This window comes from Pseudomonas sp. 210_17 TE3656, from assembly GCF_054821965.1.
On sequence record NZ_JBTRBC010000001.1, the window covers coordinates 1812723 to 1837087 of the forward strand.

At 60.5% G+C, this 24365-nt stretch carries 25 protein-coding genes and 1 tRNA gene; 16 read left to right on the forward strand and 10 right to left on the reverse strand.

Annotation, left to right across the window (positions count from 1 at the left end; all coding sequences use genetic code 11):
• Positions 1-45 precede the first annotated feature (45 nt).
• Both ACVI9W_RS08635 and ACVI9W_RS08640 read right to left on the reverse strand, forming a co-directional pair.
• The gene (locus tag ACVI9W_RS08635) at positions 46-513 is read right to left on the reverse strand and encodes a hypothetical protein (RefSeq protein ID WP_157194236.1); all 468 of its coding nucleotides are present in this window, start codon (positions 511-513) and stop codon (positions 46-48) included.
• A 113-nt stretch (positions 514-626) separates the two neighbouring features.
• On the reverse strand, positions 627-1184 hold the full coding sequence (locus ACVI9W_RS08640) for a hypoxanthine-guanine phosphoribosyltransferase (RefSeq protein ID WP_157194238.1): 558 nt from the start codon (positions 1182-1184) through the stop codon (positions 627-629).
• 163 nt (positions 1185-1347) lie between these two features.
• Between ACVI9W_RS08640 and upp the strand changes: the two genes are divergently transcribed.
• Both upp and ACVI9W_RS08650 read left to right on the forward strand, forming a co-directional pair.
• Positions 1348-1986, forward strand: a complete 639-nt coding sequence (upp, locus tag ACVI9W_RS08645) for a uracil phosphoribosyltransferase (protein WP_038614720.1) — start codon at positions 1348-1350, stop codon at positions 1984-1986.
• A 2-nt stretch (positions 1987-1988) separates the two neighbouring features.
• Positions 1989-3263 (forward strand): uracil-xanthine permease family protein, encoded by a 1275-nt coding sequence (locus ACVI9W_RS08650; RefSeq protein WP_191832759.1) that lies wholly within the window; start codon positions 1989-1991, stop codon positions 3261-3263.
• 94 nt (positions 3264-3357) lie between these two features.
• Here ACVI9W_RS08650 and hemH read toward each other — a convergent pair whose 3' ends face one another.
• Together hemH and ACVI9W_RS08660 are read right to left on the reverse strand one after the other, a co-directional pair.
• Positions 3358-4374 carry a ferrochelatase gene (hemH, locus tag ACVI9W_RS08655; RefSeq protein ID WP_461529757.1) on the reverse strand — a complete coding sequence of 339 codons (1017 nt, stop codon included), beginning with the start codon at positions 4372-4374 and terminating at the stop codon, positions 3358-3360.
• A 14-nt stretch (positions 4375-4388) separates the two neighbouring features.
• The gene (locus ACVI9W_RS08660) at positions 4389-5294 is read right to left on the reverse strand and encodes a TIGR01777 family oxidoreductase (protein WP_461529758.1); all 906 of its coding nucleotides are present in this window, start codon (positions 5292-5294) and stop codon (positions 4389-4391) included.
• Between the two features lie 188 nt (positions 5295-5482).
• Here ACVI9W_RS08660 and ACVI9W_RS08665 point away from each other — a divergent pair, with 188 nt between their 5' ends.
• The 4 genes from ACVI9W_RS08665 to ACVI9W_RS08680 all read left to right on the forward strand — a co-directional run bounded on the left by ACVI9W_RS08665 (position 5483) and on the right by ACVI9W_RS08680 (position 9716).
• Positions 5483-6469 carry an NAD(P)/FAD-dependent oxidoreductase gene (locus ACVI9W_RS08665; protein ID WP_461529759.1) on the forward strand — a complete coding sequence of 329 codons (987 nt, stop codon included), beginning with the start codon at positions 5483-5485 and terminating at the stop codon, positions 6467-6469.
• Between the two features lie 126 nt (positions 6470-6595).
• A complete protein-coding gene (locus ACVI9W_RS08670; protein ID WP_461529760.1) occupies positions 6596-7564 on the forward strand; it encodes a YbgA family protein in 969 nt (322 codons plus the stop codon).
• A 9-nt stretch (positions 7565-7573) separates the two neighbouring features.
• Positions 7574-9019, forward strand: coding sequence for a deoxyribodipyrimidine photo-lyase (gene phrB / locus ACVI9W_RS08675; RefSeq protein ID WP_461529761.1), 1446 nt, complete (start codon positions 7574-7576; stop codon positions 9017-9019).
• Positions 9012-9716, forward strand: a complete 705-nt coding sequence (locus tag ACVI9W_RS08680; protein WP_461529762.1) for an SDR family NAD(P)-dependent oxidoreductase — start codon at positions 9012-9014, stop codon at positions 9714-9716. Before phrB ends, ACVI9W_RS08680 begins: the two co-directional genes overlap by 8 nt.
• Before the next feature lie 38 nt (positions 9717-9754).
• Here ACVI9W_RS08680 and ACVI9W_RS08685 read toward each other — a convergent pair whose 3' ends face one another.
• The 6 genes from ACVI9W_RS08685 to hemA form a co-directional block, all read right to left on the reverse strand.
• A complete protein-coding gene (locus ACVI9W_RS08685; protein ID WP_038614736.1) occupies positions 9755-10273 on the reverse strand; it encodes an acyloxyacyl hydrolase in 519 nt (172 codons plus the stop codon).
• A gap of 114 nt (positions 10274-10387) precedes the next feature.
• Positions 10388-11188 (reverse strand): glutamate racemase, encoded by an 801-nt coding sequence (murI, locus tag ACVI9W_RS08690; protein ID WP_461529763.1) that lies wholly within the window; start codon positions 11186-11188, stop codon positions 10388-10390.
• Entirely contained in the window at positions 11181-11936 is a 756-nt protein-coding gene (locus ACVI9W_RS08695) for a molybdopterin-synthase adenylyltransferase MoeB (RefSeq protein WP_461529764.1), read from the reverse strand. The genes murI and ACVI9W_RS08695 overlap by 8 nt, the downstream gene beginning before the upstream one ends.
• Positions 11930-12760 (reverse strand): peptide chain release factor N(5)-glutamine methyltransferase, encoded by an 831-nt coding sequence (prmC, locus tag ACVI9W_RS08700; RefSeq protein WP_461529765.1) that lies wholly within the window; start codon positions 12758-12760, stop codon positions 11930-11932. Before prmC ends, ACVI9W_RS08695 begins: the two co-directional genes overlap by 7 nt.
• Positions 12761-13843: a peptide chain release factor 1 gene (prfA, locus tag ACVI9W_RS08705; RefSeq protein ID WP_422418749.1), complete on the reverse strand. Its 1083-nt coding sequence runs from the start codon at positions 13841-13843 to the stop codon at positions 12761-12763.
• Positions 13840-15117 carry a glutamyl-tRNA reductase gene (hemA, locus tag ACVI9W_RS08710; RefSeq protein ID WP_461529766.1) on the reverse strand — a complete coding sequence of 426 codons (1278 nt, stop codon included), beginning with the start codon at positions 15115-15117 and terminating at the stop codon, positions 13840-13842. Before hemA ends, prfA begins: the two co-directional genes overlap by 4 nt.
• A gap of 176 nt (positions 15118-15293) precedes the next feature.
• Between hemA and ACVI9W_RS08715 the strand changes: the two genes are divergently transcribed.
• The 10 genes from ACVI9W_RS08715 (at position 15294) to ACVI9W_RS08760 (ending at position 24299) form a co-directional block, all read left to right on the forward strand.
• Entirely contained in the window at positions 15294-17021 is a 1728-nt protein-coding gene (locus tag ACVI9W_RS08715; protein ID WP_461529767.1) for a tetratricopeptide repeat protein, read from the forward strand.
• A gap of 4 nt (positions 17022-17025) precedes the next feature.
• The gene (lolB, locus tag ACVI9W_RS08720; RefSeq protein WP_461529768.1) at positions 17026-17643 is read left to right on the forward strand and encodes a lipoprotein insertase outer membrane protein LolB; all 618 of its coding nucleotides are present in this window, start codon (positions 17026-17028) and stop codon (positions 17641-17643) included.
• Between the two features lies 1 nt (position 17644).
• A complete protein-coding gene (gene ispE, locus ACVI9W_RS08725) occupies positions 17645-18490 on the forward strand; it encodes a 4-(cytidine 5'-diphospho)-2-C-methyl-D-erythritol kinase (RefSeq protein WP_461529769.1) in 846 nt (281 codons plus the stop codon).
• Between the two features lie 34 nt (positions 18491-18524).
• A tRNA-Gln gene (locus ACVI9W_RS08730) sits at positions 18525-18599 on the forward strand.
• A gap of 48 nt (positions 18600-18647) precedes the next feature.
• On the forward strand, positions 18648-19589 hold the full coding sequence (locus ACVI9W_RS08735; RefSeq protein WP_009405962.1) for a ribose-phosphate pyrophosphokinase: 942 nt from the start codon (positions 18648-18650) through the stop codon (positions 19587-19589).
• Positions 19590-19727: 138 nt separating this feature from the next.
• A complete protein-coding gene (locus ACVI9W_RS08740) occupies positions 19728-20327 on the forward strand; it encodes a 50S ribosomal protein L25/general stress protein Ctc (protein WP_157194267.1) in 600 nt (199 codons plus the stop codon).
• A gap of 77 nt (positions 20328-20404) precedes the next feature.
• Complete coding sequence (pth, locus tag ACVI9W_RS08745) at positions 20405-20989, forward strand: aminoacyl-tRNA hydrolase (protein WP_038614756.1); 585 nt, start codon at positions 20405-20407, stop codon at positions 20987-20989.
• Between the two features lie 21 nt (positions 20990-21010).
• Positions 21011-22111, forward strand: coding sequence for a redox-regulated ATPase YchF (ychF, locus tag ACVI9W_RS08750; protein ID WP_342623310.1), 1101 nt, complete (start codon positions 21011-21013; stop codon positions 22109-22111).
• Between the two features lie 190 nt (positions 22112-22301).
• Entirely contained in the window at positions 22302-22697 is a 396-nt protein-coding gene (locus tag ACVI9W_RS08755) for a YybH family protein (protein WP_461529770.1), read from the forward strand.
• A 93-nt stretch (positions 22698-22790) separates the two neighbouring features.
• A complete protein-coding gene (locus ACVI9W_RS08760) occupies positions 22791-24299 on the forward strand; it encodes a purine-cytosine permease family protein (protein ID WP_461529771.1) in 1509 nt (502 codons plus the stop codon).
• Positions 24300-24365: the final 66 nt, after the last annotated feature.

Genomic DNA, 24365 nt, shown 5'->3' on the forward strand with positions numbered 1-24365 from the left:
GACATTTTCACGGGCCGGCAGTTTACCCCTGCCCGGCACCACCACTCAACGCGCGCGTACGGCGCCGGTATGCAGATCGGCCCAGACGTGGCCGTTGGCATAACTGAGAAACTGCACGTAGACGGTGTTGTTGCGCAGCAGGTCGACAATCACCTGATACTGACTGATCGGGTAGTTCAGGCTCAGGACTTTGCGTTTGTCATCGAATACCGGTTTTTTCAGGCTCTTGCTCTCGGCATCGAAACTGATCAGCACCTGGCTGACCGTTGCCCCCTTGTTCATGGGCTTGCCCTTCAGGCGCAGGATCAAGGGTGAAGTCACCGGAATCGGCTGCTGGTTGGACTGACGCTGGTTGCCCACCACCACTGAGTAATCGGTGACCTGCAGCAGTTGCTGGGCTTCCGGGGCTTCCTGGCGTAGCGCCAGGTCGTCGGGCGGCAGGAACTGACTGTGCAAGGGGGCAGCAGCCAGGGGCATGCTCAGTAGCAGGAGAAAGGGGACAATCGCACGCATGACAGGCTCCTTGAGGCGGCCTGGCACTCTAGCATGGGATGACGCCATCGCGGGGCAAGCCCGCTCCCACAGTTCAATATCCTGTAGGAGCGGGCTTGCCCCGCGATCGGACCTCAGAGTCCTTTGACGGCAAAGATACCGTTGGCGTTGCGCCAGTAACCCTTGTAGTCCATGCCATAACCGAACACGTAACGGTCAACGCAGCTCAGGCCACAGAAATCAGCCTTGAGCTCTGCACTGGCCTTGCGGTCGTGATCCTTGTCGATCAACACGGCGGTGTGCACGGCGCGGGCACCGGCGTGCTTGCAGAAGTCGATGATCGCGCTGAGGGTGTGTCCTTCGTCGAGGATGTCGTCGATGATCAGCACGTCACGGTCGATGAACGAGACTTCCGGCTTGGCTTTCCAGAACAGATCGCCACCGCTGGTCTGATTGCGGTAGCGAGTAGCGTGCAGGTAGGACGACTCAAGCGGGAACTGCAGGTGAGTCAGCAGCTTGCCGGCGAAAATCAGACCACCGTTCATCACGCAGAACACCACCGGGTTGCTTTCGGCCAGCACTTCGCTGATCTGCGCGCCAACGCGGGCAATGGCGGCCTCTACTTCGGCTTCGTTGTACAGGCAGTCAGCCTCTCGCATGACTTGACGGATATGCTCGAGATCAGCGGACATGGCGCTCTCCAGGGGGCTGCAAATGAGAAAAGCGGGCAAAGGTACGCATCCAAAGGCGTCAGATCAAGCATTTATGGACTAACGTCCAGAATGCCTATAGGACACACACGGCTGAATAGATTAATCTACCGCGGTTTTTTTGCCCGCCCCCGGAGCTTTCCCTATGCCTACCCGTGAGATCCGCCATCCGCTGATCCGTCACAAGCTCGGCCTGATGCGCCGCGCTGATATCAGCACCAAGAACTTCCGCGAACTCGCCCAGGAAGTCGGCACGCTCCTGACCTACGAGGCCACCAAAGACCTGCCACTCGAAACCTACGAGATCGAAGGCTGGTGCGGTAAGGTCCAGGTCGAGAAAATCGCCGGTAAGAAGATTACTGTAGTACCGATCCTGCGCGCCGGTATCGGCATGCTCGACGGCGTACTCAGCCTGATTCCAGGCGCCAAGGTCAGCGCCGTGGGCGTTGCCCGCAACGAGGAAACCCTCGAAGCGCACACCTACCTGGAAAAACTCGCCCCGGAAATCGACGAGCGCCTGGCGCTGATCATCGACCCGATGCTGGCCACCGGCAACTCGATGGTCGCCACCATCGACCTGTTGAAGAAAGCCGGCTGCAAGGACATCCGCGCCATGGTCCTGGTTGCCGCCCCTGAGGGTATCGACACCGTCGAGAAGGCCCACCCGGACGTACAGATCTACACCGCTTCGATCGACGAGCGCCTGAACGAGCACGGCTACATCATTCCGGGCCTGGGCGATGCTGGTGACAAGATCTTCGGTACCAAGCAGAAGGACGCCTGAACATGCAGGATGAGTTCAACGACCCGCTCTGGCGCCAGGTCGTCTCCGGCGCGCAGATGCTCTTTGTAGCCTTCGGCGCGCTGGTGCTGATGCCGCTGATCACCGGCCTCGACCCGAATGTCGCGCTGTTCACCGCAGGTTTGGGAACTCTGCTGTTTCAGGTAGTCACCGGCCGTCAGGTACCGGTATTCCTCGCTTCGAGTTTTGCCTTCATCACCCCGATCATTCTCGCCAAAGGCCAGTTCGGCCTGGCCGAGACCATGGGCGGGGTCATGGCGGCCGGTTTCGTCTACACCTTCCTCGGCCTCGCGGTGAAGATCAAAGGCACCGGTTTCATCGATCGCTTGCTGCCGCCTGTGGTGATCGGCCCGGTGATCATCTCGATCGGCCTGGCCATGGCTCCGATTGCCGCCAACATGGCGATGGGCAAGGCCGGTGATGGCACCGAACTGCTGCCTTACAGCACGGCGATGATGATCTCCATGCCAGCGCTGCTGACCACCCTGATCGTCGCGGTGTTCGGCAAGGGCATCTTCCGCCTGGTACCGATCATCGCGGGTGTGCTGGTGGGCTTTGGCCTGTCGTTCTACTTCGGCGTGGTCGATACCGCCAAGATTGCCGCTGCACCGTGGCTGGCGCTGCCGCACTTCACTGCGCCGGCGTTCAACTGGCAGGCGATCCTGTTCATCGTGCCGGTTGCTCTGGCGCCGGCTATCGAGCATATCGGCGGCGTGATCGCGGTAGGTAGCGTGACCGGTCGGGACTACCTGAAAAAGCCCGGCCTGCACCGCACCCTGCTCGGTGACGGTATCGCCACCACCACTGCCGGCCTGTTCGGTGGCCCGCCCAACACCACCTACGCCGAAGTTACTGGCGCGGTGATGCTGACCAAGAACTACAACCCGAAGATCATGACCTGGGCGGCGGTTTTCGCCATCACCCTGGCCTTCATCGGCAAGTTCGGTGCCTTGCTGCAGAGCATTCCGGTGCCGGTGATGGGCGGGATCCTCTGCTTGCTGTTCGGCTCGATTGCAGCGGTGGGCATGAACACCATGATCCGCCACAAGATCGATCTGGGCGAAGCGCGCAACCTGGTGATCGTTTCGGTGACCCTGGTGTTCGGTATCGGCGGCGTGCTGGTCGGTACGGGTACCGGTCCGGACGATTGGGGCCTCAAAGGCATCGCCCTGTGTGCAGTGGTGGCGATTGCCCTGAACCTGCTGCTGCCAGGTAATGACAGCTGGAAGCATAAGGCGCAGAACGACCAGTTGCCTTGAACTGCTCTTCTTGTAGGAGCGGATTTATCCGCGAAGGGCCGCAGTGCGACCCTAAATAGGCCTGCTATGCAGGCCATCGCGGATAAATCCGCTCCTACAGCGCTTTTTCGCACATCCCCTTCAACGCCTGTACCCACTGCGGGTGATCGTTCAGGCACGGCACCAGCAGCAACTCCTCCCCGCCCGCCGCAACAAACTGCTCACGCCCGCGATCGCCGATCTCTTCCAGCGTCTCGATACAGTCGGCAACAAACGCCGGGCACATCACCAGCAGCTTTTTCACCCCTGACTTACCCAGCTCGTCCAGACGGGTTTCGGTATAGGGCTCGATCCATTTCGCCCGGCCCAAGCGCGACTGAAACGACACCGACCACTTGCCGTCGGGGATGCCCATTTTTTTCGCAAACGCCTGCGCCGTACGCAAACATTGGCCGCGATAGCAGACAGCAAGCATCTCGGGCGTTGAATCGCGACAGCAATCCTCAGCCTGGAAATCATGCTTGCCAGTCGGATCGAGCTTCTTCAAATGCCGTTCGGGCAAGCCATGGAAACTCAGCAGCAGGTGGTCGTAATCCTGCTCAAGGTAAGGCCGGGCACTTTCCACCAAGGCGTCGATGTAATCTGGCTGGTCATAGAATGGCTGCAGCACAGCCATCTCCACTGGCAACTTGTGCTCGGCGATTACCTGCCTGGCCTGCTCGACCACGGTGGTCACCGTGCTATCGGCGAACTGTGGATAAAGCGGCGCCAAGGTAACCTTGCGCACGCCTTGCGCGGCCAGACGCTGCAGCACCGTCGGCAAGGACGGCTCACCATAACGCATGGCGATTTCCACCGGCCCATGCTGCCAATGCTCACGCATCGCAGCCTGCAGGCGGCGGGTCAGCACCACCAGTGGCGAGCCTTCATCCCACCAGATCGAGGCATAAGCATGAGCCGACTGCTCAGGACGCTTGATCAAAATCAACGACACCAGCAAACGACGCACCGGCCAAGGCAGGTCGATGACGTAGGGGTCCATCAAAAACTGATTGAGATAGCGGCGCACATCGGCCACCGAAGTGGAGGCCGGTGAGCCCAGATTGACCAGCAGCAGAGCGTGATCGGTCATGCAACGTCCTAATTTCAGAGGCGCCTGGACAAATCATCCAGCGCCGATTGCAAATCATTGAAGCGGAAAGTGAACCCCGCAGCGAGCAAACGCACCGGGCGTGCCCGCTGTCCGCCCAGCAGCAGGGTCGACAGCTCGCCCAACCCGGCCTTCAGCACCAGTGCCGGCAACGGCATCAATGCAGGACGATGCAGGGCGCGGCCCAGGCACCTGGCAAACTCGCGGTTGCGTACAGGTTCCGGGGCGCAGGCATTATAAGGACCGCTGGCGTCCTTGTGCTGCAAGAGAAAATCAATCAGGGCGACCTGGTCGTCTATATGAACCCAGGGCATCCATTGCCGGCCATCGCCAATCGGCCCGCCCAGGCCCAGTTTGAACGGCAGGCGCAGGCGCGACAAAAAGCCTCCCTCACTGGACAGCACCAGACCGGTACGCACCAGCACCACGCGTATGCCCAAGGCCTGGGCGTGTTGTGCGGTTTCTTCCCAGGCAATGCACAGCTGACTGGCAAAATCCTCCTTGACCGGCTGCGAGGCCTCGGTCAGCTCACGTTCACCACCGTCGCCATACCACCCTACCGCTGACCCGGAAATCAGCACCTCAGGGCGCTGTTGACGGCTTTCGAGCCAGGCAAGCAACTGCTCGGTAAGGGTGATCCGGCTGCTCCACAGCAGCGCACGCCGACGCGTGCTCCATGGACGATCGGCTATCGGTGCGCCGGCCAGATTGATCACCGCATCGACAGGATCATCCGCGCCTAAAGCCTCGAGCCGAGCGATACCCTGCACACCGACCCCACACAATTTACCCACCTGTTCAGGGCGCCGGCTCCAGACCGTCAAACGATGCCCTTGCGCCAACCAGCGCTGGCAAAGCTGTTGACCTATCAATCCCGTACCGCCGGTCAGCAATATATGCATGGCTGTGTCCTCACATGGCGCACCCTGGTCTATTTTTAAGATCAAGGCACTTTTTTGACCGATCACTCTCGGATAAACATAGGCCAACCTGCGGTAATGAACGGAAGCACCTTATACAGAACTTACAGGATGTAAAGGTTTGCCCGGCAGAAGAGAAGTCTGCTCCCATAAGGTTCGAAGAGGCCATCATGACTGTACCTATTGCCATCATCGGTGCCGGTATCGCCGGGCTGTCAGCAGCCCAGGCACTGCAAAAAGCCGGGCAGACCGTCCACCTGTTCGACAAGGGGCACGGCAGCGGTGGCCGCATGGCCAGCAAACGCAGCGATGCCGGCGCCCTGGACCTCGGCGCCCAGTATTTCACTGCCCGTGACCGGCGCTTTGTCGATCAGGTCCAGCAGTGGGTCGCCGCCGGCTGGGTCGCAGAGTGGAAACCCCAGCTTTACAACTACCAGAATGGCGTCCTGAGCCCATCGCCGGACGAACAGACCCGCTGGGTTGGCGTACCGCGCATGAGTGCCATCACCCGCGGCCTGCTCAAAGATGTGACGGTCAATTTCAGCTGCCGGATCGCAGAGGTCTACCGTGGCCAGAAGTTCTGGCATCTGCAGGATACCGACGGCTGCAGTCATGGCCCTTACAGCCGGGTAGTGGTTGCAGTGCCGGCGCCCCAGGCGACCCAGCTGCTGGCTGCAGCGCCCAAACTCGCCGCCACCGCCGCCAATGTGCAGATGGACCCGACCTGGGCAATTGCCCTGGCTTTCGATACCCCGCTGGACACCCCGATGCAGGGATGCTTCGTGCAGGACAGCTCGCTGGACTGGCTGGCTTGCAATCGCAGCAAACCGGGCCGTGATGAGCACATGGACACCTGGGTCCTGCATGCCACCTCAAGTTGGAGCAAACAGCACATCGACCTGAGCAAAGAAGCGGTGATCGAACAGCTCTGGGGTGATTTCGCCGAGCTGGTTGGTTGCGTGGTACCAGCCCCAAACTTTTCCCTCGCCCACCGCTGGTTGTACGCTCGCCCGGCCAACAACCACGAATGGGGCGCCCTGGCCGACGCCGACCTGGGGCTCTATGCCTGCGGCGACTGGTGCCTGTCCGGACGCGTCGAAGGCGCCTGGCTCAGCGGCCAGGAAGCCGCACGCAGATTGCTCGAGCACCTGGAATGACTGCGCCGCAGCGTTGCGGATAATTCCTATACGAGAATCATGCAAAACAATTGACTCGCCTACATTTACTCCTATGATAAACCTGTACATAAATATTCTTATGTACAAGATTATTCGGAGTTCGCCATGGACGCGTCGCACGCCGCTCGCAAACCCAGAATCGCTGTCAGCGCCTGCCTGACCGGTGCCGAGGTTCGCTACAACGGCGGTCACAAGGCCTCTCGACTCTGCAACGACGTACTGGGACAGTATTTCGATTTCATTCCGGTCTGCCCGGAAATAGCCATTGACCTCGGCGTTCCACGCGCGCCCATTCGCCTGACAGGCGATCCCGCCGACCCACAAGCGGTCAGCAGTTATGATCCGGCACTGGACCTGTCTGGCCCGCTGCGCGCCTATGGGCAGCAGATGGCCACGGACCTCACAGATATCTGCGGCTACATCTTCATGCAGAAATCGCCGTCCTGCGGGCTTGAACGGGTCAAGGTCTACAAGGCCAACGGCTATCCCGCCCACGAAGGCGGCCGCGGTCTTTATGCCGCCGCCTTTTGCCAGCAACGCCCGGACTTGCCGGTCGAAGAAGACGGCCGCTTGTGCGACCCGGTCCTGCGGGAAAACTTCATCACCCGCGTGTATGCCTTCGCCGCTTGGCAGCAGCTACTCGCCGAGGGGCTCAGCCGTGGCGCTTTGATCGCCTTCCATGCGCGGTACAAGTACCAATTGATGGCCAACAACCCGCATCAGTACAAAACACTGGGCAAGCTGCTGGGCAGCATGACCCGCGACGATGATCCGCTGGAACTTGGCCCCCGTTACTTCAGCCAGTTGATGCAGGCGCTACGCCGCTGCGCCAGCCGCGGCAACCACAGCAATGTGCTGCTGCACCTGAGCGGCTATCTGCGCAAGGTGCTGAGCGAAGACGACAAACTGGAAATCCGGCAACTGATCCACCAGTACCACGACGGCATCGTGCCATTGGTGGTGCCCCTGACGCTGCTCAAGCATCACTTGCGCGGTCATCCCGATCCCTACGTGCTGCAACAGGTCTACCTGCAACCGCACCCGGAAAACTTGAGCCTGCGCAATGCAATCTGAACAAACACCATGCAACTGATCTGGCTGCGCAGCGACCTGCGCGTAGACGACAACACCGCATTGTCCGCCGCATGCGAACAGGGGCCGACCCTGGCGGTCTGGCTGGTCAGCACACAACAGTGGCGCAGCCATGATGACGCCCCATGCAAAGTCGATTTCTGGTTACGTAACCTGGCAGCATTGAGCGAGCGCCTGGCCACGCTGAACATCCCGTTGCTGGTGCGCGAAGCCGATACCTGGGACCAGGCCCCTGATGTGCTGCTGCAGCTCTGCCGCGAGCACCAGATTCAGGCACTGCACCTGAACGAAGAGTACGGCATCAACGAAAGCCGTCGCGATCAGGCTGTCAGCGAGATGCTGTCGCAGGCGGGCATTGCCGTGCATCGCCACCTGGACCAGTTGCTGTTCAGACCCGGCAGCATCCTCACCCGCAGCGGTGGCTACTTCCAGGTCTTCAGCCAGTTTCGCAAAGCCTGTTACGAACGCTTGCACCTGGGCGTGCCAAGCCTCCGACCGCTGCTAATACCCCAGACACCGCTGGCGGTCGCCAACGACGCGACCCCCACTCAGGTGCCAGATTTCGCCGTGCCACCTGCCAGCCTGAGCGATCTCTGGCCTGCCGGTGAAACCGAAGCCCATGACCGCCTGCAGCGCTTTATTGATGAGGCCGTTGATGACTACCAGTTGCAACGGGACTTTCCCGCCGTTGCCGGCACCAGCCAACTCTCGCCTTATCTCGCAGCGGGCGTCATCTCCCCTCGTCAGTGCCTGCTTCGTGCCCTGGCGCACAACCACGGCGAGTTTGACAGTGGCAACACCGGGCTGGTGACCTGGATCAACGAGCTGATCTGGCGTGAGTTCTACAAGCACATCCTTAACGGCTACCCGCGGGTGTCGCGCCACCGCGCCTTCCGCCAGGAGACCGAGGCACTCCCCTGGCGCCACGCACCCGATGAGTTGAAAGCCTGGCAGGAAGGACGCACCGGCATTCCGATCATCGACGCTGCCATGCGCCAACTGCTTGCCACCGGCTGGATGCACAACCGACTGCGGATGGTCGTGGCGATGTTCCTGACCAAGAACTTGTTGATCGATTGGCGCGAAGGCGAGCGCTTCTTCATGCGCCACCTGATCGATGGCGATCTGGCGGCTAACAATGGCGGCTGGCAGTGGAGCGCCTCCACCGGAACTGATGCGGTACCTTACTTCCGGATATTCAATCCGATCAGCCAATCCCGGCGTTTCGACAGTCAAGGCTGGTTTATCAAGCGCTGGTTGCCAGAGCTGGCAGCCTCCGATGAAAAAAACATTCATAACCCAATGCCACTTGCACCGTTATTTGCTACAAATGATTATCCACAACCCATTGTGGACCTCGGTAGCAGTCGCCAACGTGCCTTGAATGCGTTCAAGAATTTATCCACACGGCAGGTTGAGGAATCGCCTTTTGAATAACTCCATTGCCAATCGTGTCTGGGTTACCGGTACCAGCAACGGTCTTGGGCTGGCGCTGGTCGAGCAGTTACTTGAACAGGGCTCACGAGTAGCTGCCAGTGGCCGGACTTGTGAACTCTTGTATGACTTGTCTCTGCAGTATCCTGAAAGTTTGCTGTTACTTGACGGCAATCTGAGCGAGCCGTATGCAGCACAAGAAGCCGCCAGACAAATCACTGATCACTGGGGTGCGCTCGACTGCCTGATTATCAACGCTGGAACTTGCGACTATCTGGCGATCGATACGCCGGCCCCGGCCATTTTCGAAGGGATTGTCAGTAGCAACCTCAGCGCCACCCGGCATTGCCTGGAGAGTGCCCGGCCTCTGTTGCAACACGACAACCCGCCTCAGGTGGTTGGTATTCTCAGCCGCTATTCAGTGCTGCAGCTGGATGACCCCAGCCAACCGGCGACAGTGGACAATAGTTTGATCCAGCTGCTCAACAGCCAGCGCGCCGCCCTCGCCGCCCAGGCCATAGACCTGACGATCATTGCTCCACTGGATCTGAAGTTTGCGCAGGTGTCGGAGCAGGTTGCTCCAGAACAATGGACGGCGCACACCGCCGCTGAGGTCATCCTCGATCGCCTGCCTGATCGGCCCGCCAACCTGGTGCTGGAGGCCCTGCACCTGAACGACCTCTGGCCACTACCCAGGTAGCCTCTCAGCCCTGCAATCACTGCAGGGCCGAAGCAGGTTTACAACGGCATGCGGTAATGGAGTGCGTAGCTTTCCGTACCATCGTTAGGTGTTTGCAGCCCGCCATTGGAATAGTGGATGGCGCGCACGCCGACTTCATGACCGCCGGCGAATCGCAGACCGAAACCGATCCGGTCTTCGAACTGGAAAGATGATCCCAGTTCATTGTTTTCAATCTCTGTGCTGGAGAATGCCGCTACCCCGATACCCGCCTCGATATAGGGTTTGACTGATTCGCCAGCAAACTCATAGACGAACACCGGTGCGAAGGAAAGACTGTGGTTACTTGCCGTCTCGTCTCCATCCCAATAGGTGTAGCCCGCATCCCAATAACCGGTAATCCGGCCAACACTAGTTTGCCACCAACTGGCATCCCAGTTCGATTGCAGCCCCAGGCGATAGGTCATGGTCGATTCGCCGGTCTGCCCAACCGAAAAAGAAACATCTGCCGCTTGCGTTGAAAACGATTGCCCCAGGGTTACGGCTGCAAGTGCAGCCACACAAAGCAGTTTCTTCATGAGAAACGTCCTTTTCCTAATGCTATTGTTGGTTCTTCTGTCTCGTCGGACAAAATGATAGAAATCGGTGCGGCGGCGTTAGTTCAGCAGAATGTTCAGTGCCCATCACACTTCTTACACTGAGAAGCTTCGCACACTGTCAGATTTATTCCACAACATTGGAAGTATCTTTCGCAAATGTTCCGGGCTTGAACTGGTCCAGAACTGTGCCTCACGCGCAGGGCCATCAGACAGCAGCCGCCGCTCGCCCAGCAGCCGTTGCAACTGGCGGGCGACGGCAGCACCGGTGTCGATAATGGCAATGGATGGCGGCACCATCTGTGCCAGCAGCGGCTTGAGGAAAGGGTAATGCGTACAACCCAGGATCAAGGTGTCGCAGCCCGCTGCAAGCAAGGGCGTCAAATAGCCCTGCAGCAAGTCACGCAGGGCCGGACTGCTCAGATCTCCCGCCTCGATGCACTCGACCAGCCCGGGGCACGGCTGAGTCACTACCCGTATGTCGTTGGCAAAACGGTCGAGCAGAGCAGCGAACTTGGCGCTCTGCAGCGTGCCGGTGGTGGCCAGGACCCCTACCACGCCACTACGGGTAGCGGCAGCAGCGGGCTTTACCGCAGGCTCCATCCCGACCAATGGCCAGTCCGGATATTGCTCACGCAAGTTGGCTACCGCAGCGACGGTGGCGGTGTTGCAGGCGAGCACCATGGCCTTGGCACCTTGCTCGCGGAAAAACTCGGCGACCAGGCGGCAACGCTGACGGATGAACTCAGGAGACTTCTCGCCATAGGGAATATGTCCGCAATCGGCGACGTACAGCAGTGACTCATTGGGCAGCAAGCGCTGGATTTCTGCCAGCACCGACAAACCACCGACACCGGAATCGAAGACGCCTACCGGCGCTGCCACCTGATCAGTCATCGTGCCCGCCACAGACACTGCACCCCGGATCACGCTTGACGCGCAACTCACGAAAGCGACTGCCCAGCGCGTCGATCAGCAGCAAGCGCCCGACCAGTGGCTCACCAAAACCAGCCAGAAGCTTGAGCGCTTCAAGGGCCTGCAAGCTGCCCACCAGACCTACCAGTGGACCGACGACCCCGGCTTCGCTACAGGTCAGCTCGGCTTCACTGCCATGACCATAGAGGCAGTGGTAGCAGGGGCTTTCAGGGCGGCGCGGATCGAACACCGACAACTGCCCTTCCAGGCGGATCGCCGCACCACTGACCAACGGTTTGCCTTGTGCCACGCAAGTGGCATTGACCGCCTCGCGGGTGGCGAAATTGTCGGTGCAGTCGAGCACCAGGTCGACCGCCTGCACAGCGGCCGTCAGAGAGTCTTCATCCAGAGCGCTACGGTGGGCAACCAGGCGCACTTCGGGGTTGATCGCCTGCAAACGCTTCAACGCCGAGTCGACCTTGCTCAGCCCCACCGAGGCAGTGTCGTGCAGGACCTGACGCTGCAAATTGGTCAGGTCGACCGTGTCGAAATCCGCCAGGTGCAGTTCACCGACACCCGCTGCCGCCAGGTACAACGCCACGGGCGAACCCAGGCCGCCGAGACCGACGATCAATACCCGGCTGTCTTTGAGCCGCAACTGTCCGTCGATATCGACCTGAGCCAGGAGGATCTGCCGGCTGTAGCGCAATAGTTCCTGATCACTCAGCACGACAGTCGCCCCAGGCTGATTCGTTCATGGCCGCCGAGATCGATGCGGCTTTCGATTTGTTCGAAGTCGTGCTGAGCCAGCAACTCGCGCACCGCTGCAGCCTGATCGTAACCGTGCTCGAGCAGCAACCAGCCACCCGGCTGCAGATGTGCAGGCGCCTGGCTGATGATGACGCGCAGGTCGTCCAGGCCATCGGCCCCCGCCACCAGCGCGCTACTCGGTTCAAAGCGCACATCGCCCGCCACCAGGTGCGGATCTTCGGCAGCGATATACGGCGGATTGCTGATGATCAGATCAAAGCGCTCGCCCTTCAGGGCGTCGAACCAGTGGCTGCTGCGCACCTGGACATTGTTCAACTGCAAGCGCTGGCGGTTGCGCTCGGCCAGGGCCACAGCCTCAAGCACGCGGTCCACCGCCATGACCTGCCACTGCACCCGCTCACTGGCCAGGGCCAGGGCAATGGCGCCGGTACCGGTGCCCAGGTCCAGCACGCGAACCGGGCTCAGCGGCAACAGCTCAAGGGCAGTCTCGACCAGCAGCTCGGTGTCCGGGCGCGGAATCAGGGTATGCGGTGCTACTTCCAGATCCAGGTTCCAGAAACCTTGCTGCCCGAGAATGTAGGCTACCGGCTCGCCGCTACGGCGGCGCTGCAGGTACTCGGCGAAGACCAACGCCGCTTCGCTGCTGACGATCCGCTCAGGCCAGGTATGCAGATAACTGCGCGACTTGCCGATGGCGGCCGCCAACAGCAGCTCGACATCCAGGCGCGCGGTTGGCGAATCCGGTAGCTCCGCAGCGCGGAGCAGGCTGGCGATAATCGTCATTTACTCACCCAGTGCAGCCAGTTGGTCAGCCTGATACTCGGCCAGCAGCGGCTCGATCACCGCGTCCACGCCACCGGCCAGGACATCATCGAGGGAATACAAGGTCAGGTTGATACGGTGATCCGTAACCCGGCCCTGTGGATAGTTGTAGGTACGAATCCGTTCGGAGCGGTCACCCGAGCCGACCAGCAGTTTACGTTCGCTGGCAATGGCATTCTGCGCAGCGCTGGTCTGCATGTCGTTGAGCTTGGCCGACAGCCAGGACATCGCCCGTGCACGGTTCTTGTGCTGGGAGCGTTCTTCCTGGCACTCGACCACAATACCTGTAGGCAAGTGGGTGATGCGCACCGCCGAGTCGGTCTTGTTGATGTGCTGACCACCGGCGCCGGAGGCACGGTAGGTATCCACGCGCAGGTCGGCCGGGTTGATCTCGATCGCCACATGTTCGTCGGGCTCGGGCAGTACCGCCACGGTGCAGGCCGAGGTGTGAATACGGCCCTGGGATTCGGTTTCCGGCACGCGCTGGACACGGTGGGCACCGGACTCGAACTTCAGTTTGCCATAGACATAGTCGCCCTCGACCCGGGCGATGATTTCTTTGTAGCCGCCGTGTTCACCCTCGTTTTCCGAGAGAATTTCCAGGCGCCAGCCACGACGTTCGGCGTAGCGCGAATACATGCGGAACAGGTCGCCGGAGAAAATCGCCGCCTCGTCACCACCGGTACCGGCGCGGATTTCCAGGAACACGTTGCGCCCGTCGTTGGGATCCTTGGGCAGCAGCATGCGCTGCAGCTGGTTCTCCAGTTCGGCCAGTTGCTCCTTGGCTTCGCGCACTTCCTCTACGGCCATTTCGCGCAGGTCGGGATCGCTGTCCTTGAGCAGCGCCTGGGCACCGGCCAGGTCGTCCTGCACCTTGCGCCACTGGGCGTAGGTCGCAGCCACGGGCTCGACTTCGGCATATTCGCGGGAATAGGCGCGAAAGCGAGTCTGGTCGGAAATGACTTCAGCATCACCCAGCAGGGCGGTCAATTCCTCGAAACGGTCCTGGAGGGTGTCCAGCTTATTGAGCAGCGACGCTTTCATTGCGGGGTTTTATCCGTCGAACCCTCATTGAGGGCAAAGAGTTCCTGAGCCATGGCCAACGCATCGAGGCGGCCTTCGGCAGAGAGCTTTTTCAGTTGCACACTGGGTGCATGGAGCAATTTGTTGGTCAGCCCGCGCGCCAGTTGCACCAGCACCTCTTCGGCGCTGCCACCATTGGCCAGCATGCGCTGGGCCTTTTGCAGTTCTTCGTCGCGCAGGCGCTCGCTCTGCTGACGGTATGCCTTGAGCACATCCACCGCCGCCAGCTCGCGCAGGCGCACCATGAAGTCTTCGGCGCCCACCGAGACCAGCTCTTCGGCGGCCTGGGCAGCGCCCTGGCGGCTCTTGAGGTTCTCGGCGACCACATCGTGCAGGTCATCGACGGTATACAGGTAGACGTCGTCCAGCTCACCGACTTCTGGCTCGATGTCGCGCGGCACGGCGATATCGACCATGAAGATCGGCTTGTGCCGGCGCTGCTTCAGCGCACTTTCCACCGCGCCCTTGCCGAGGATCGGCAACTGGCTGGCAGTGGAGCTGATGACGATATCGCTGTTGACCAGCTCCTGCGGAATATCCGCCAGCAACACCGCATGGGCGCCAAACTGCTCGGCCAGGGTACTGGCCCGCTCCAGGGTGCGGTTGGCGACCACGATACGCCGTACGCCCTGCTCGTGCAGGTGCCTCGCCACCAGGGTGATGGTTTCGCCGGCGCCAATCAACAGCGCCTGGCTGCGACCCAGGTCGCTGAAGATCTGCTTGGCCAGGCTGACAGCGGCAAAAGCCACCGACACCGGGTTTTCGCCGATGGCGGTATCGGTGCGCACCTGTTTGGCGGCACTGAAGGTCGCCTGGAACAGTCGGCCAAGCAGCGGACCGATGGTCCCGGCTTCGCGCGCCACGGCGTAGGCAGACTTCATCTGCCCGAGGATCTGCGGCTCGCCAAGCACCAGCGAGTCGAGCCCGGACGCCACCCGCATCATGTGCCGGACCGCATCATGGTCCTCATGGATGTAGGCACTGGCGCGCAGTTCATCGAGGCTCAGCTTATGGTATTCGGCCAACCAGCGCAGAATGCTCTCTGCTGCCAGGTGGTCCTGCTCTATATAGAGTTCGCTGCGGTTACAGGTCGAAAGGATCGCAGCCTCACGGCTGGCGGTCAGTCGGCAGAGCTGCTGCAAGGCGTCCACCAGCTGCTCAGGTGTAAACGCCACGCGCTCGCGTACGTCTACCGAGGCAGTCTTATGGTTGATACCGAGGGCAAGAAAGGCCATGCAAGGTCGCTGATTATGACGAGAAGCCGATAATTGTCCTACTTCGCAGGTTTCAGAACAACCACCGCTCGCTATTGTCTCTATAGTCTACCTCTACCGAGACCTTCGCTTATGGGTTTGCCCCGGCGCTTGTGTCATGATGATCCGACCGCTGGTAAGCCGCCCAAATCCTCATTATGAATAGATCCTACGCGTTATTCCTTGCCTTGGCCCTGCTCCAGGGCTGCCAGACCCTGGCCCCCGACTCGACGGATGCCCAGGCGCCTGCCCTCGATGCCGCACAAAAGCCGGCGGACAAGCCGGTGGTCTATGGGTCGTTTACCCAGGAAACCGTGTACAACCTGTTGAGTGCGGAACTGGCCGGCCAGCGCAATCGCTTTGATATAGCCCTGGACAACTATGTCAGTGAGGCAATCAAAACCCAGGATCCCGGCATTTCCGAGCGCGCCTACCGCATTGCCGAATACCTGGGCGCCGATCAATCCGCCCTGGATACCGCACTGATCTGGGCGAAAAACGCTCCGGACAACCTCGACGCGCAACGCGCTGCTGCCATCCAGCTGGCACGCGGCGGCCGCTACGACGACTCCATGGTCTATATGGAGAAAGTGTTGCAGGGCAAAGGCGACACCCATTTCGATTTCCTCGCCCTGTCGGCCGCCGAAACCGACCAGGACACCCGCGACGGCCTGCAGAAGAGCTTCGATCGCCTGCTGCAGAAATACCCGGACAATGGCCAGCTGGTATTCGGCAAGGCCTTGCTTCTGCAGCAGGACGGTAATTCCCAGGCGGCACTGGATTTGCTGGAAGCGCATCCGCCCGAAGAAGGCGAGATCGCTCCGGTGCTGCTGCGCGCGCGCCTGCTGCAAAGCGTGGGCCGCGGTGAAGAAGCCCTGCCATTGCTGCAAAAAACCATCCGCCAGAACCCGGACGACAAGCGCCTGCGCCTGACCTACGCCCGCACCCTGGTGGAACAGGATCGCCTGGACGACGCCAAGGTCGAGTTTGCCAGCCTGCTCGAGCAATACCCGGATGACGACGAGCTGCGTTACTCCCTGGCGCTGATCTGCCTGGAAACCAAGAACTGGGATGAAGCGACCGGATACCTGCAAGAACTGATCGAGCGCGACAGCCACGTCGACTCGGCGCACCTGAACCTGGGGCGCATCCATGAAGAGCGCAACCAGCCGCAGGCAGCCCTGGACGAATACGCCCAGGTCGGACCGGGCAACGATTATCTGCCAGCACAACTGCGCCAGGCCGACATCCTTGTGGCCAATGGCCGTAGCACAGAAGCGTCACGGCGCCTGGCGCTGGCCCGCGACACCCAGCCGGACTACGTCATCCAGCTGTACCTGATCGAAGCCGAGGCACTGGGCAACAACGACAAGGATGCCCAGGCCCTGCAAGTACTGGAACAAGCCCTGAAGCAGTATCCAGACGACAACAACCTGCTGTACACCCGCGCCATGCTGGCCGAGAAGCGCAACGACCTGGCCCAGATGGAAAAGGACCTGCGCAGCATCATTGCCCGCGAGCCGGAAAACGCCATGGCCCTGAACGCCCTGGGCTACACCCTGGCCGACCGCACCACGCGCTATGCCGAAGCCAAGGCGCTGATCGACAAGGCTCACCAGATCAACCCGGACGACCCCGCGGTGCTCGACAGCCTGGGTTGGGTCAACTATCGCATGGGCAATCTCGACGAAGCCGAGCGCCTGCTGCGCCAGGCCCTGGAGCGCTTCCCCGACCACGAAGTCGCCGCGCACCTGGGCGAAGTGCTCTGGGCTAACGGCAAGCGCCGCGAAGCACGCCAGATCTGGGCCAAAGCCATCGAAGCCCAACCCGACAGCCCTATCCTGCGCAAGACCGTCTTGCGCCTGACCGGTTCCGAGACTCTTTAAGCCTATGTTTTTGCGCCACTGCATCACCTTCAGCCTGATCGCCCTGCTCGCCGGTTGTGCCGGCTTCGGTTCCCGTGAAGCCCTCCAGGGCCAGGGCAGCCCGGAATTGTGGCGCGAGCACAAACAACAGCTGAGCACCCTCGACGGCTGGCAGATCAACGGCAAGGTCGGGATCCGCGCGCCCAAAGATTCCGGCAGCGGTACCCTGTTCTGGCTGCAGCGCCAGGATTACTACGACATTCGCCTGTCCGGTCCGCTGGGCCGTGGCGCCGCACGCCTGACCGGTCGCCCGGGCGGGGTTGTGCTTGAAGTTGCCAATCAGGGCCGCTTCGAAGCGAAAAACCCGGAGGCCCTGCTCGCAGAACAGCTCGGCTGGGAATTGCCGGTATCGCACCTGGTCTGGTGGGTACGCGGCCTGCCCGCACCGGACAGCAAGAGCCAGCTGACCCTGGGCCGCGACAGCCGCCTGGCCAGCCTCAAGCAGGATGGCTGGGACGTAGAGTACCTGAGCTATACCGAGCAGAACGGCTACTGGCTGCCCGAGCGCCTCAAGCTGCACGGACAAAATATCGACGTGACCCTGGTGGTCAAGGACTGGCAGCCGCGCCAGCTGGGGCACTGAGATGGCCCCGTTGACCCTGCCGGCCCCGGCCAAGCTCAACCTGATGCTGCACATTCTTGGTCGCCGCGACGATGGCTACCACCTGCTGGAAACCCTTTTCCAGTTTCTCGACTACGGCGATGAGCTGTCGTTTGCCGTGCGCGAAGACGGCGAAATCCGCCTGCACAGCGACATCGAAGGCGTCCCCCATGACAGCAACCTGATCGTCAAGGCCGCCCGTAAACTGCAGGCCCTGAGCGGCTGCAGGCAAGGCGCCGACATCTGGCTGAAAAAAATCCTGCCCATGGGCGGCGGTATCGGCGGTGGCAGTTCGGATGCCGCCACCACCCTGCTCGGCCTCAATCACCTGTGGCAACTTGGTTGCAGCGAAGACCAACTGGCAGAACTGGGCCTGAGCCTGGGCGCCGACGTGCCGGTTTTCGTCCGTGGCCACGCGGCATTCGCCGAAGGCGTCGGCGAGATCCTTACCCCGGCAGACCCGGAAGAACCCTGGTATGTCGTGCTGGTGCCACAAGTATTTGTAAGTACAGCAGAAATTTTTTCACATCCGCAGTTGACACGTGATTCCTTGCCCCTTAAGATGCGCCCCGTTCCCAAGGGAAACAGTCGAAATGACTGCCAACCGGTAGTAGAGCAGAGTTACCCAGAAGTACGTAACTCACTGAGTTTGCTAAGCAAATTCACTGATGCTAGGCTCACCGGAACTGGAAGTTGTGTGTTTGGGGCCTTCCCAAGCAAAGCTGAAGCTGATAAAGTTTTGGCCCTTCTTGCAGATACCCAAACAGGATTTGTAGCAAAGGGAAGCAACATTTCAATGTTGCATCGCAAGCTGCAAAGTCTGCTCTAGGAATCGAGTACAAGGTACTCGCAGCAACAAATACAGGGGCGTCGCCAAGCGGTAAGGCAGCAGGTTTTGATCCTGCCATGCGTTGGTTCGAATCCAGCCGCCCCTGCCATTTTCCTTATACTCATCCAGGTATACCCTCAGCCTTCAGGTACTGCGCGTGTCCAAGATGATGGTCTTTACGGGGAACGCTAACCCCGATCTGGCTCGGCGTGTCGTACGTCAGCTGCATATCCCTCTCGGTGACGTCTCTGTCGGTAAATTCTCCGACGGCGAAATCAGCACTGAGATCAATGAAAATGTTCGCGGTAAAGACGTTTTCATTATTCAGCCGACTTGCGCGCCAACCAACGATAATCTGATGGAACTGGTAGTGATGGCTGATGCCTTCCGCCGCTCCTCAGCGTCTCGAATCACTGCCGTGATTCCTTACTTCGGATATGCCCGCCAGGATCGCCGTCCGCGTTCGGCGCGTGTAGCTATCAGCGCCAAAGTCGTCGCTGACATGCTCACCGTCGTTGGTATCGACCGTGTTCTCACTGTCGACCTGCACGCTGACCAGATCCAGGGTTTCTTCGATATTCCGGTAGATAACATCTACGGCTCCCCCGTTCTGGTGGATGACATCGAAGACCAGCGTTTCGAGAATCTCATGATCGTGTCCCCGGACATCGGCGGCGTCGTGCGTGCACGTGCTGTTGCCAAGTCCCTGGGCGTCGATCTGGGTATCATCGACAAACGCCGTGAAAAGGCCAATCACTCCGAAGTGATGCATATCATCGGCGACGTCGAAGGACGTACCTGTATTCTCGTCGACGACATGGTCGATACCGCCGGCACTCTGTGCCATGCGGCCAAGGCCCTGAAAGAACACGGCGCTGCCAAGGTTTATGCCTACTGCACGCACCCTGTCCTGTCGGGTCGGGCGATCGAGAATATCGAGAACTCCGTGCTGGACGAACTGGTGGTTACCAATACCATCCCGTTGTCCGCAGCTGCACAAGCCTGTGACCGTATCCGTCAACTGGATATCGCACCGGTAGTTGCTGAAGCGGTTCGCCGCATCAGCAATGAAGAATCGATCAGCGCGATGTTCCGCTGAGGGCTTTGCCCTCGCGAACCTTTCGTTGACGAAAAGCGCCCCGCCCCAACACCTGTTGTTGGGGCGGGGCTTTTTTGCCCACCCCGTTTGGCGCTGGTCGCAAACGCCTGCGGGAGATGGCTATTTTGGAGATACAAAATGACTGATTTCATCCTGAACGCCCAAGCGCGTACCGACCTGGGGAAAGGTGCGAGCCGCCGCCTGCGTCGTCTCGCCTCTTCCGTTCCTGCTGTAGTTTACGGCGGTGACAAAGAGCCAGTTTCCATCACCATGCTGGCTAAAGAAGTTGCCAAGCTGTTCGAAAACGAAGCTGCTTTCAGCCACGTTATCGAGCTGAACATCGACGGCAAGAAAGAAAACGTCGTTGTTAAAGCCATGCAGCGTCACCCAGCCAAGCAGTTCATCATGCACGCTGACTTCGTCCGCGTTGTTGCTGGCCAGAAACTGACCGCTATCGTTCCGGTGCACTTCATCAACGAAGAAGCTCCGATCAAGAAAGGCGGCGAAATCTCCCACGTAGTGGCTGAGATCGAAGTTTCCTGCGAAGCCAAAGACCTGCCTGAGTTCATCGAAGTCGACCTGGCCAAAGCCGAAGTCGGCACCATCATTCACCTGTCGGACCTCAAAGCTCCGAAAGGCGTTGAGTTCGTTGCTCTGGCCCACGGTGATGACAAAGCTGTTGCCAACGTTCACGCTCCGCGTGTTGCGCCTGAAGCTGCAGAAGGCGCTGCCGAGTAATCTACTCAGCACGCCGGCGTTGATCGGGTTACAGTGCCCCGCACTGTAACCCCCAACTCCAAGGAAGAGCCCCTGACGTGACCGCCATCCAACTGATCGTCGGCCTGGGAAACCCTGGCCCCGAATACGAACAGACCCGGCATAACGCAGGGGCTCTTTTCGTAGAACGCATTGCCAGCGCCCAGCGTGTCAATCTGACTGCTGACCGCAAGTATTTCGGCCTGACGGCTAAATTCAGCCATCAGGGCAAAGACGTTCGTCTACTGATTCCGACCACCTACATGAACCGCAGCGGCCAGGCCGTTGCTGCACTGGCGAACTTTTTCCGCATCCCGCCAGATGCCATCCTGGTGGCCCACGACGAACTCGACCTGCCGCCCGGCGTCGCCAAGCTCAAGAAAGGCGGCGGCCATGGTGGGCACAACGGCCTGCGCGACATCATTGCGCAGCTCGGCAACAACCAAGACTTTCACCGTCTGCGGCTTGGCATCGGCCACCCGGGTGACAGCAGCAGGGTCTCCGGTTTTGTCCTGGGCAAGGCGCCGCGCGCCGAACAGGAAAAGCTGGACGCCAGTATCGATTTTGCCCTCGGCGTGCTGCCGGACATCCTCGCCGGCGACTGGACGCGTGCGATGAGAGAGCTGCACAGCCAGAAGGCCTGACTCCACGAAGAGGGATTCACCATGGGTTTCAATTGCGGCATCGTCGGTCTGCCCAACGTCGGCAAGTCCACCCTGTTCAACGCCTTGACCAAATCCGGTATCGCGGCTGAGAACTTCCCCTTCTGCACCATCGAGCCGAACAGCGGCATCGTACCGATGCCTGATGCACGCCTGGATGCGCTGGCGGCCATCGTCAAGCCGAACCGCGTGCTGCCGACCACCATGGAATTCGTCGACATCGCCGGCCTGGTTGCCGGTGCCTCGAAAGGTGAAGGCCTGGGCAACAAGTTCCTGGCCAACATCCGCGAAACCGACGCCATTGCTCATGTGGTGCGCTGCTTCGAAGACGAGAACGTGATTCACGTCTCCAACAGCGTCGACCCCAAGCGCGACATCGAGATCATCGACCTGGAACTGATCTTCGCCGACCTCGACAGCTGCGAGAAGCAACTGCAGAAGGTTGCGCGTAACGCCAAGGGCGGCGACAAGGATGCCCTGGCCCAGAAAGCCATCCTCGAAAAACTGATCCCGCACTTCACCGAAGGCAAGCCTGCGCGCAGCCTGATGAAGAGCATGGCTGACGACGAGAAGGCACTGATCCGTGGCTTCCACCTGCTGACCAGCAAGCCGGTGATGTACATCGCCAACGTTGCTGAAGACGGCTTCGAGAACAACCCGCACCTGGACGTCGTACGCGCCATCGCCGAAGAAGAAGGCGCTGTCGTGGTACCGGTGTGCAACAAGATCGAAGCGGAAATCGCCGAGCTCGACGAAGGCGAAGAAAAGGACATGTTCCTTGAGGCCCTGGGCCTGGAAGAGCCTGGCCTTAACCGCGTGATCCGCGCAGGCTACGGCCTGCTCAATCTGCAGACCTACTTCACTGCCGGTGTTCAGGAAGTCCGCGCCTGGACCGTGCGTGTCGGCGCCACCGCCCCTCAGGCGGCAGGCGTGATCCACACCGACTTCGAGAAAGGCTTCATCCGTGCCGAAGTAGTCGCCTATGACGACTTCATCCAGTACAAGGGTGAAGGCGGTGCGAAAGAAGCCGGCAAATGGCGTCTGGAAGGCAAGGACTACATCGTCAAGGACGGTGATGTGATGCACTTCCGCTTTAACGTCTGATCGTAGTGCGGCAATAAAAAGCCCCCGTGACCTTTGCAGGTCCGGGGGCTTTTGCTTTGCTGTGGGGCACCAGCGCCCGCGCATTGGTTCAGAAATTTCTGAACTGATTATTTGTCGCCAGCGATTCCCCCCGCCGCCAGGCCTCACCAGAATCGCCCCACGATAATTACAATAACCGTGAGGCCCCCTCGTGGACCAAACTCTCCAGGACCAGGTGCGGCAAGCCGCCGCCGACCTCGTCGACGCCTTCGCCAGTAATGACACTGCACGCTACTTCGCTTGCTTCAGTGAAGACGCCAGCTTTCTGTTCCACACACTGCCCCAACCTCTGCACTCGCGCCTTGCCTACGAACAACTCTGGCAGCAATGGCAAGCCGAAGGCTTCGCCGTGCTCGGCTGCCACTCAAGCAATGCCAGCGTCAGCCTGCAGGGCGAAGTCGCAATCTTCATGCACGATGTCGCCACCCATATCCGCCTTGCCGGCGAAGAACATCACCTCGAAGAACGGGAAACCATCGTCTTTCGCCGAGAGCGTGATCGCTGGCTTGCCTGTCATGAGCATTTGTCGACCGCCTGCGCAGCCTGACCTTCCTGGCGGCCTTGCCGCCACTGCCAACGCCCCCTAAAAAATGGTCCGCGCCTTCGCGACGACCTATAACAACAGCGCTGGAGCCCTACGATGAGCCAATCGAGTGGTATCGAAACCAACGGCGTCGAGCAGATCCCCGACGATCAACGCCACGCCACCCCAACCGACCTGTTCCGCCTGATCTTTGGTGGCGCCAATACATTCGCCACCGCCGTACTGGGCAGCTTCCCAGTACTGTTCGGGTTGTCTTTCGAGGCTGGCTTGTGGTCGATCATTCTAGGGGTCGCTGTCGGCGCTCTGATCCTTGCCCCGATGGGCTTGTTCGGCGCCCTCAATGGAACTAACAACGCAGTGTCCTCCGGTGCCCACTTCGGCGTGCACGGACGTATCGTCGGCTCCTTCCTGTCGCTGCTGACGGCCGTGGCGTTCTTTTCCCTGTCGGTATGGAGCTCCGGCGACGCTCTGGTCGGTGGTGCCAAGCGCCTCGCAGGACTGCCGGAGACGGACCTGACTCTGGGCCTGGCCTACGGCCTGTTTGCCATCTTGGTACTGATCGTCTGCATCTACGGTTTCCGCTTCATGCTGTGGGTCAACAAAGTTGCCGTGTCGGCTTCAAGCCTACTGTTCCTGCTCGGCATCTTCGCCTTCGCCGGACCGTTCGACACTCAGTTCGCCGGCAGCGTCAATCTCGGCCAGCCTGGCTTCTGGGCCGCGTTCATTGGTGCGGCGATCCTGGCCATGAGCAACCCTGTTTCGTTCGGCGCCTTTCTCGGCGACTGGTCGCGCTACATCCCGCGCCAGACACCCAAGTCACGGATCATGCTGGCAGTCATCGCCGCTCAGGCCGGCACGCTGATTCCGTTCCTCTTCGGTCTTTGCACCGCAACACTGGTCGCCACCCAGGCACCGCAATACATCGAGGCCAACAACTATGTCGGCGGCCTGCTGGCCATCTCGCCGACCTGGTTCTTCCTGCCGGTGTGCCTGATTGCCGTGATCGGTGGTATGTCCACCGGCACCACTGCGCTGTACGGCACCGGCCTGGACATGTCCAGTGTGTTCCCGCGCCTGCTCAGTCGCGCGGGCGCCACGGTATTGATCGGCGTGGCCGCGATCGCCTTCATTTTCATCGGCCGCTTCACCTTCAATCTGGTGCAGAGCGTGTCCACTTTCGCGGTTCTGATCATTACCTGCACCAGCCCCTGGATGGTTATCATGATTCTCGGCCTGATCACCCGTCGCGGTTTCTACCATGCCGACGACCTGCAGGTGTTTACCCGCGGCGAGAGCGGTGGCCACTACTGGTTCCAGCATGGCTGGAACTGGCGCGGCATGGGCGCCTGGATTCCCAGCGCGATAATCGGTCTGTGCTTCGTCAACCTGCCAGGACAGTTCGTCGGTTCGCTGGGCGACCTGGCCGGCGGCATTGACCTCAGCCTGCCGGTTACCCTGGGCCTGGCCGCGGTGCTCTACCTGACCCTGCTCAACCTCTTCCCGGAACCTGCAGGCGTCTTCGGCCCGCAGGGGCCGCGCTGGGTGCGCAGCAAAAGCGCTGCAGGCTCAGCGCAGTACAGGCGCTCAACTGAACCATTGACCTGACGCCGTCTCCCGAGCGAGGGGCCGGACTATACTCGAACAGCTTGATAATTCAGGATTCCCCCTAAG

Bases quoted from the DNA above. Each gene is read 5' to 3' on its own strand.
- ACVI9W_RS08635 (WP_157194236.1), bottom strand. From the start codon at position 513: ATGCGTGCGATTGTCCCCTTTCTCCTGCTACTGAGCATGCCCCTGGCT.
- ACVI9W_RS08640 (WP_157194238.1), bottom strand. From the start codon at position 1,184: ATGTCCGCTGATCTCGAGCATATCCGTCAAGTCATGCGAGAGGCTGAC.
- upp (WP_038614720.1), top strand. From the start codon at position 1,348: ATGCCTACCCGTGAGATCCGCCATCCGCTGATCCGTCACAAGCTCGGC.
- ACVI9W_RS08650 (WP_191832759.1), top strand. From the start codon at position 1,989: ATGCAGGATGAGTTCAACGACCCGCTCTGGCGCCAGGTCGTCTCCGGC.
- hemH (WP_461529757.1), bottom strand. From the start codon at position 4,374: ATGACCGATCACGCTCTGCTGCTGGTCAATCTGGGCTCACCGGCCTCC.
- ACVI9W_RS08660 (WP_461529758.1), bottom strand. From the start codon at position 5,294: ATGCATATATTGCTGACCGGCGGTACGGGATTGATAGGTCAACAGCTT.
- ACVI9W_RS08665 (WP_461529759.1), top strand. From the start codon at position 5,483: ATGACTGTACCTATTGCCATCATCGGTGCCGGTATCGCCGGGCTGTCA.
- ACVI9W_RS08670 (WP_461529760.1), top strand. From the start codon at position 6,596: ATGGACGCGTCGCACGCCGCTCGCAAACCCAGAATCGCTGTCAGCGCC.
- phrB (WP_461529761.1), top strand. From the start codon at position 7,574: ATGCAACTGATCTGGCTGCGCAGCGACCTGCGCGTAGACGACAACACC.
- ACVI9W_RS08685 (WP_038614736.1), bottom strand. From the start codon at position 10,273: ATGAAGAAACTGCTTTGTGTGGCTGCACTTGCAGCCGTAACCCTGGGG.
- murI (WP_461529763.1), bottom strand. From the start codon at position 11,188: ATGACTGATCAGGTGGCAGCGCCGGTAGGCGTCTTCGATTCCGGTGTC.
- prmC (WP_461529765.1), bottom strand. From the start codon at position 12,760: ATGACGATTATCGCCAGCCTGCTCCGCGCTGCGGAGCTACCGGATTCG.
- prfA (WP_422418749.1), bottom strand. From the start codon at position 13,843: ATGAAAGCGTCGCTGCTCAATAAGCTGGACACCCTCCAGGACCGTTTC.
- hemA (WP_461529766.1), bottom strand. From the start codon at position 15,117: ATGGCCTTTCTTGCCCTCGGTATCAACCATAAGACTGCCTCGGTAGAC.
- ACVI9W_RS08715 (WP_461529767.1), top strand. From the start codon at position 15,294: ATGAATAGATCCTACGCGTTATTCCTTGCCTTGGCCCTGCTCCAGGGC.
- lolB (WP_461529768.1), top strand. From the start codon at position 17,026: ATGTTTTTGCGCCACTGCATCACCTTCAGCCTGATCGCCCTGCTCGCC.
- ispE (WP_461529769.1), top strand. From the start codon at position 17,645: ATGGCCCCGTTGACCCTGCCGGCCCCGGCCAAGCTCAACCTGATGCTG.
- ACVI9W_RS08740 (WP_157194267.1), top strand. From the start codon at position 19,728: ATGACTGATTTCATCCTGAACGCCCAAGCGCGTACCGACCTGGGGAAA.
- ychF (WP_342623310.1), top strand. From the start codon at position 21,011: ATGGGTTTCAATTGCGGCATCGTCGGTCTGCCCAACGTCGGCAAGTCC.
- ACVI9W_RS08760 (WP_461529771.1), top strand. From the start codon at position 22,791: ATGAGCCAATCGAGTGGTATCGAAACCAACGGCGTCGAGCAGATCCCC.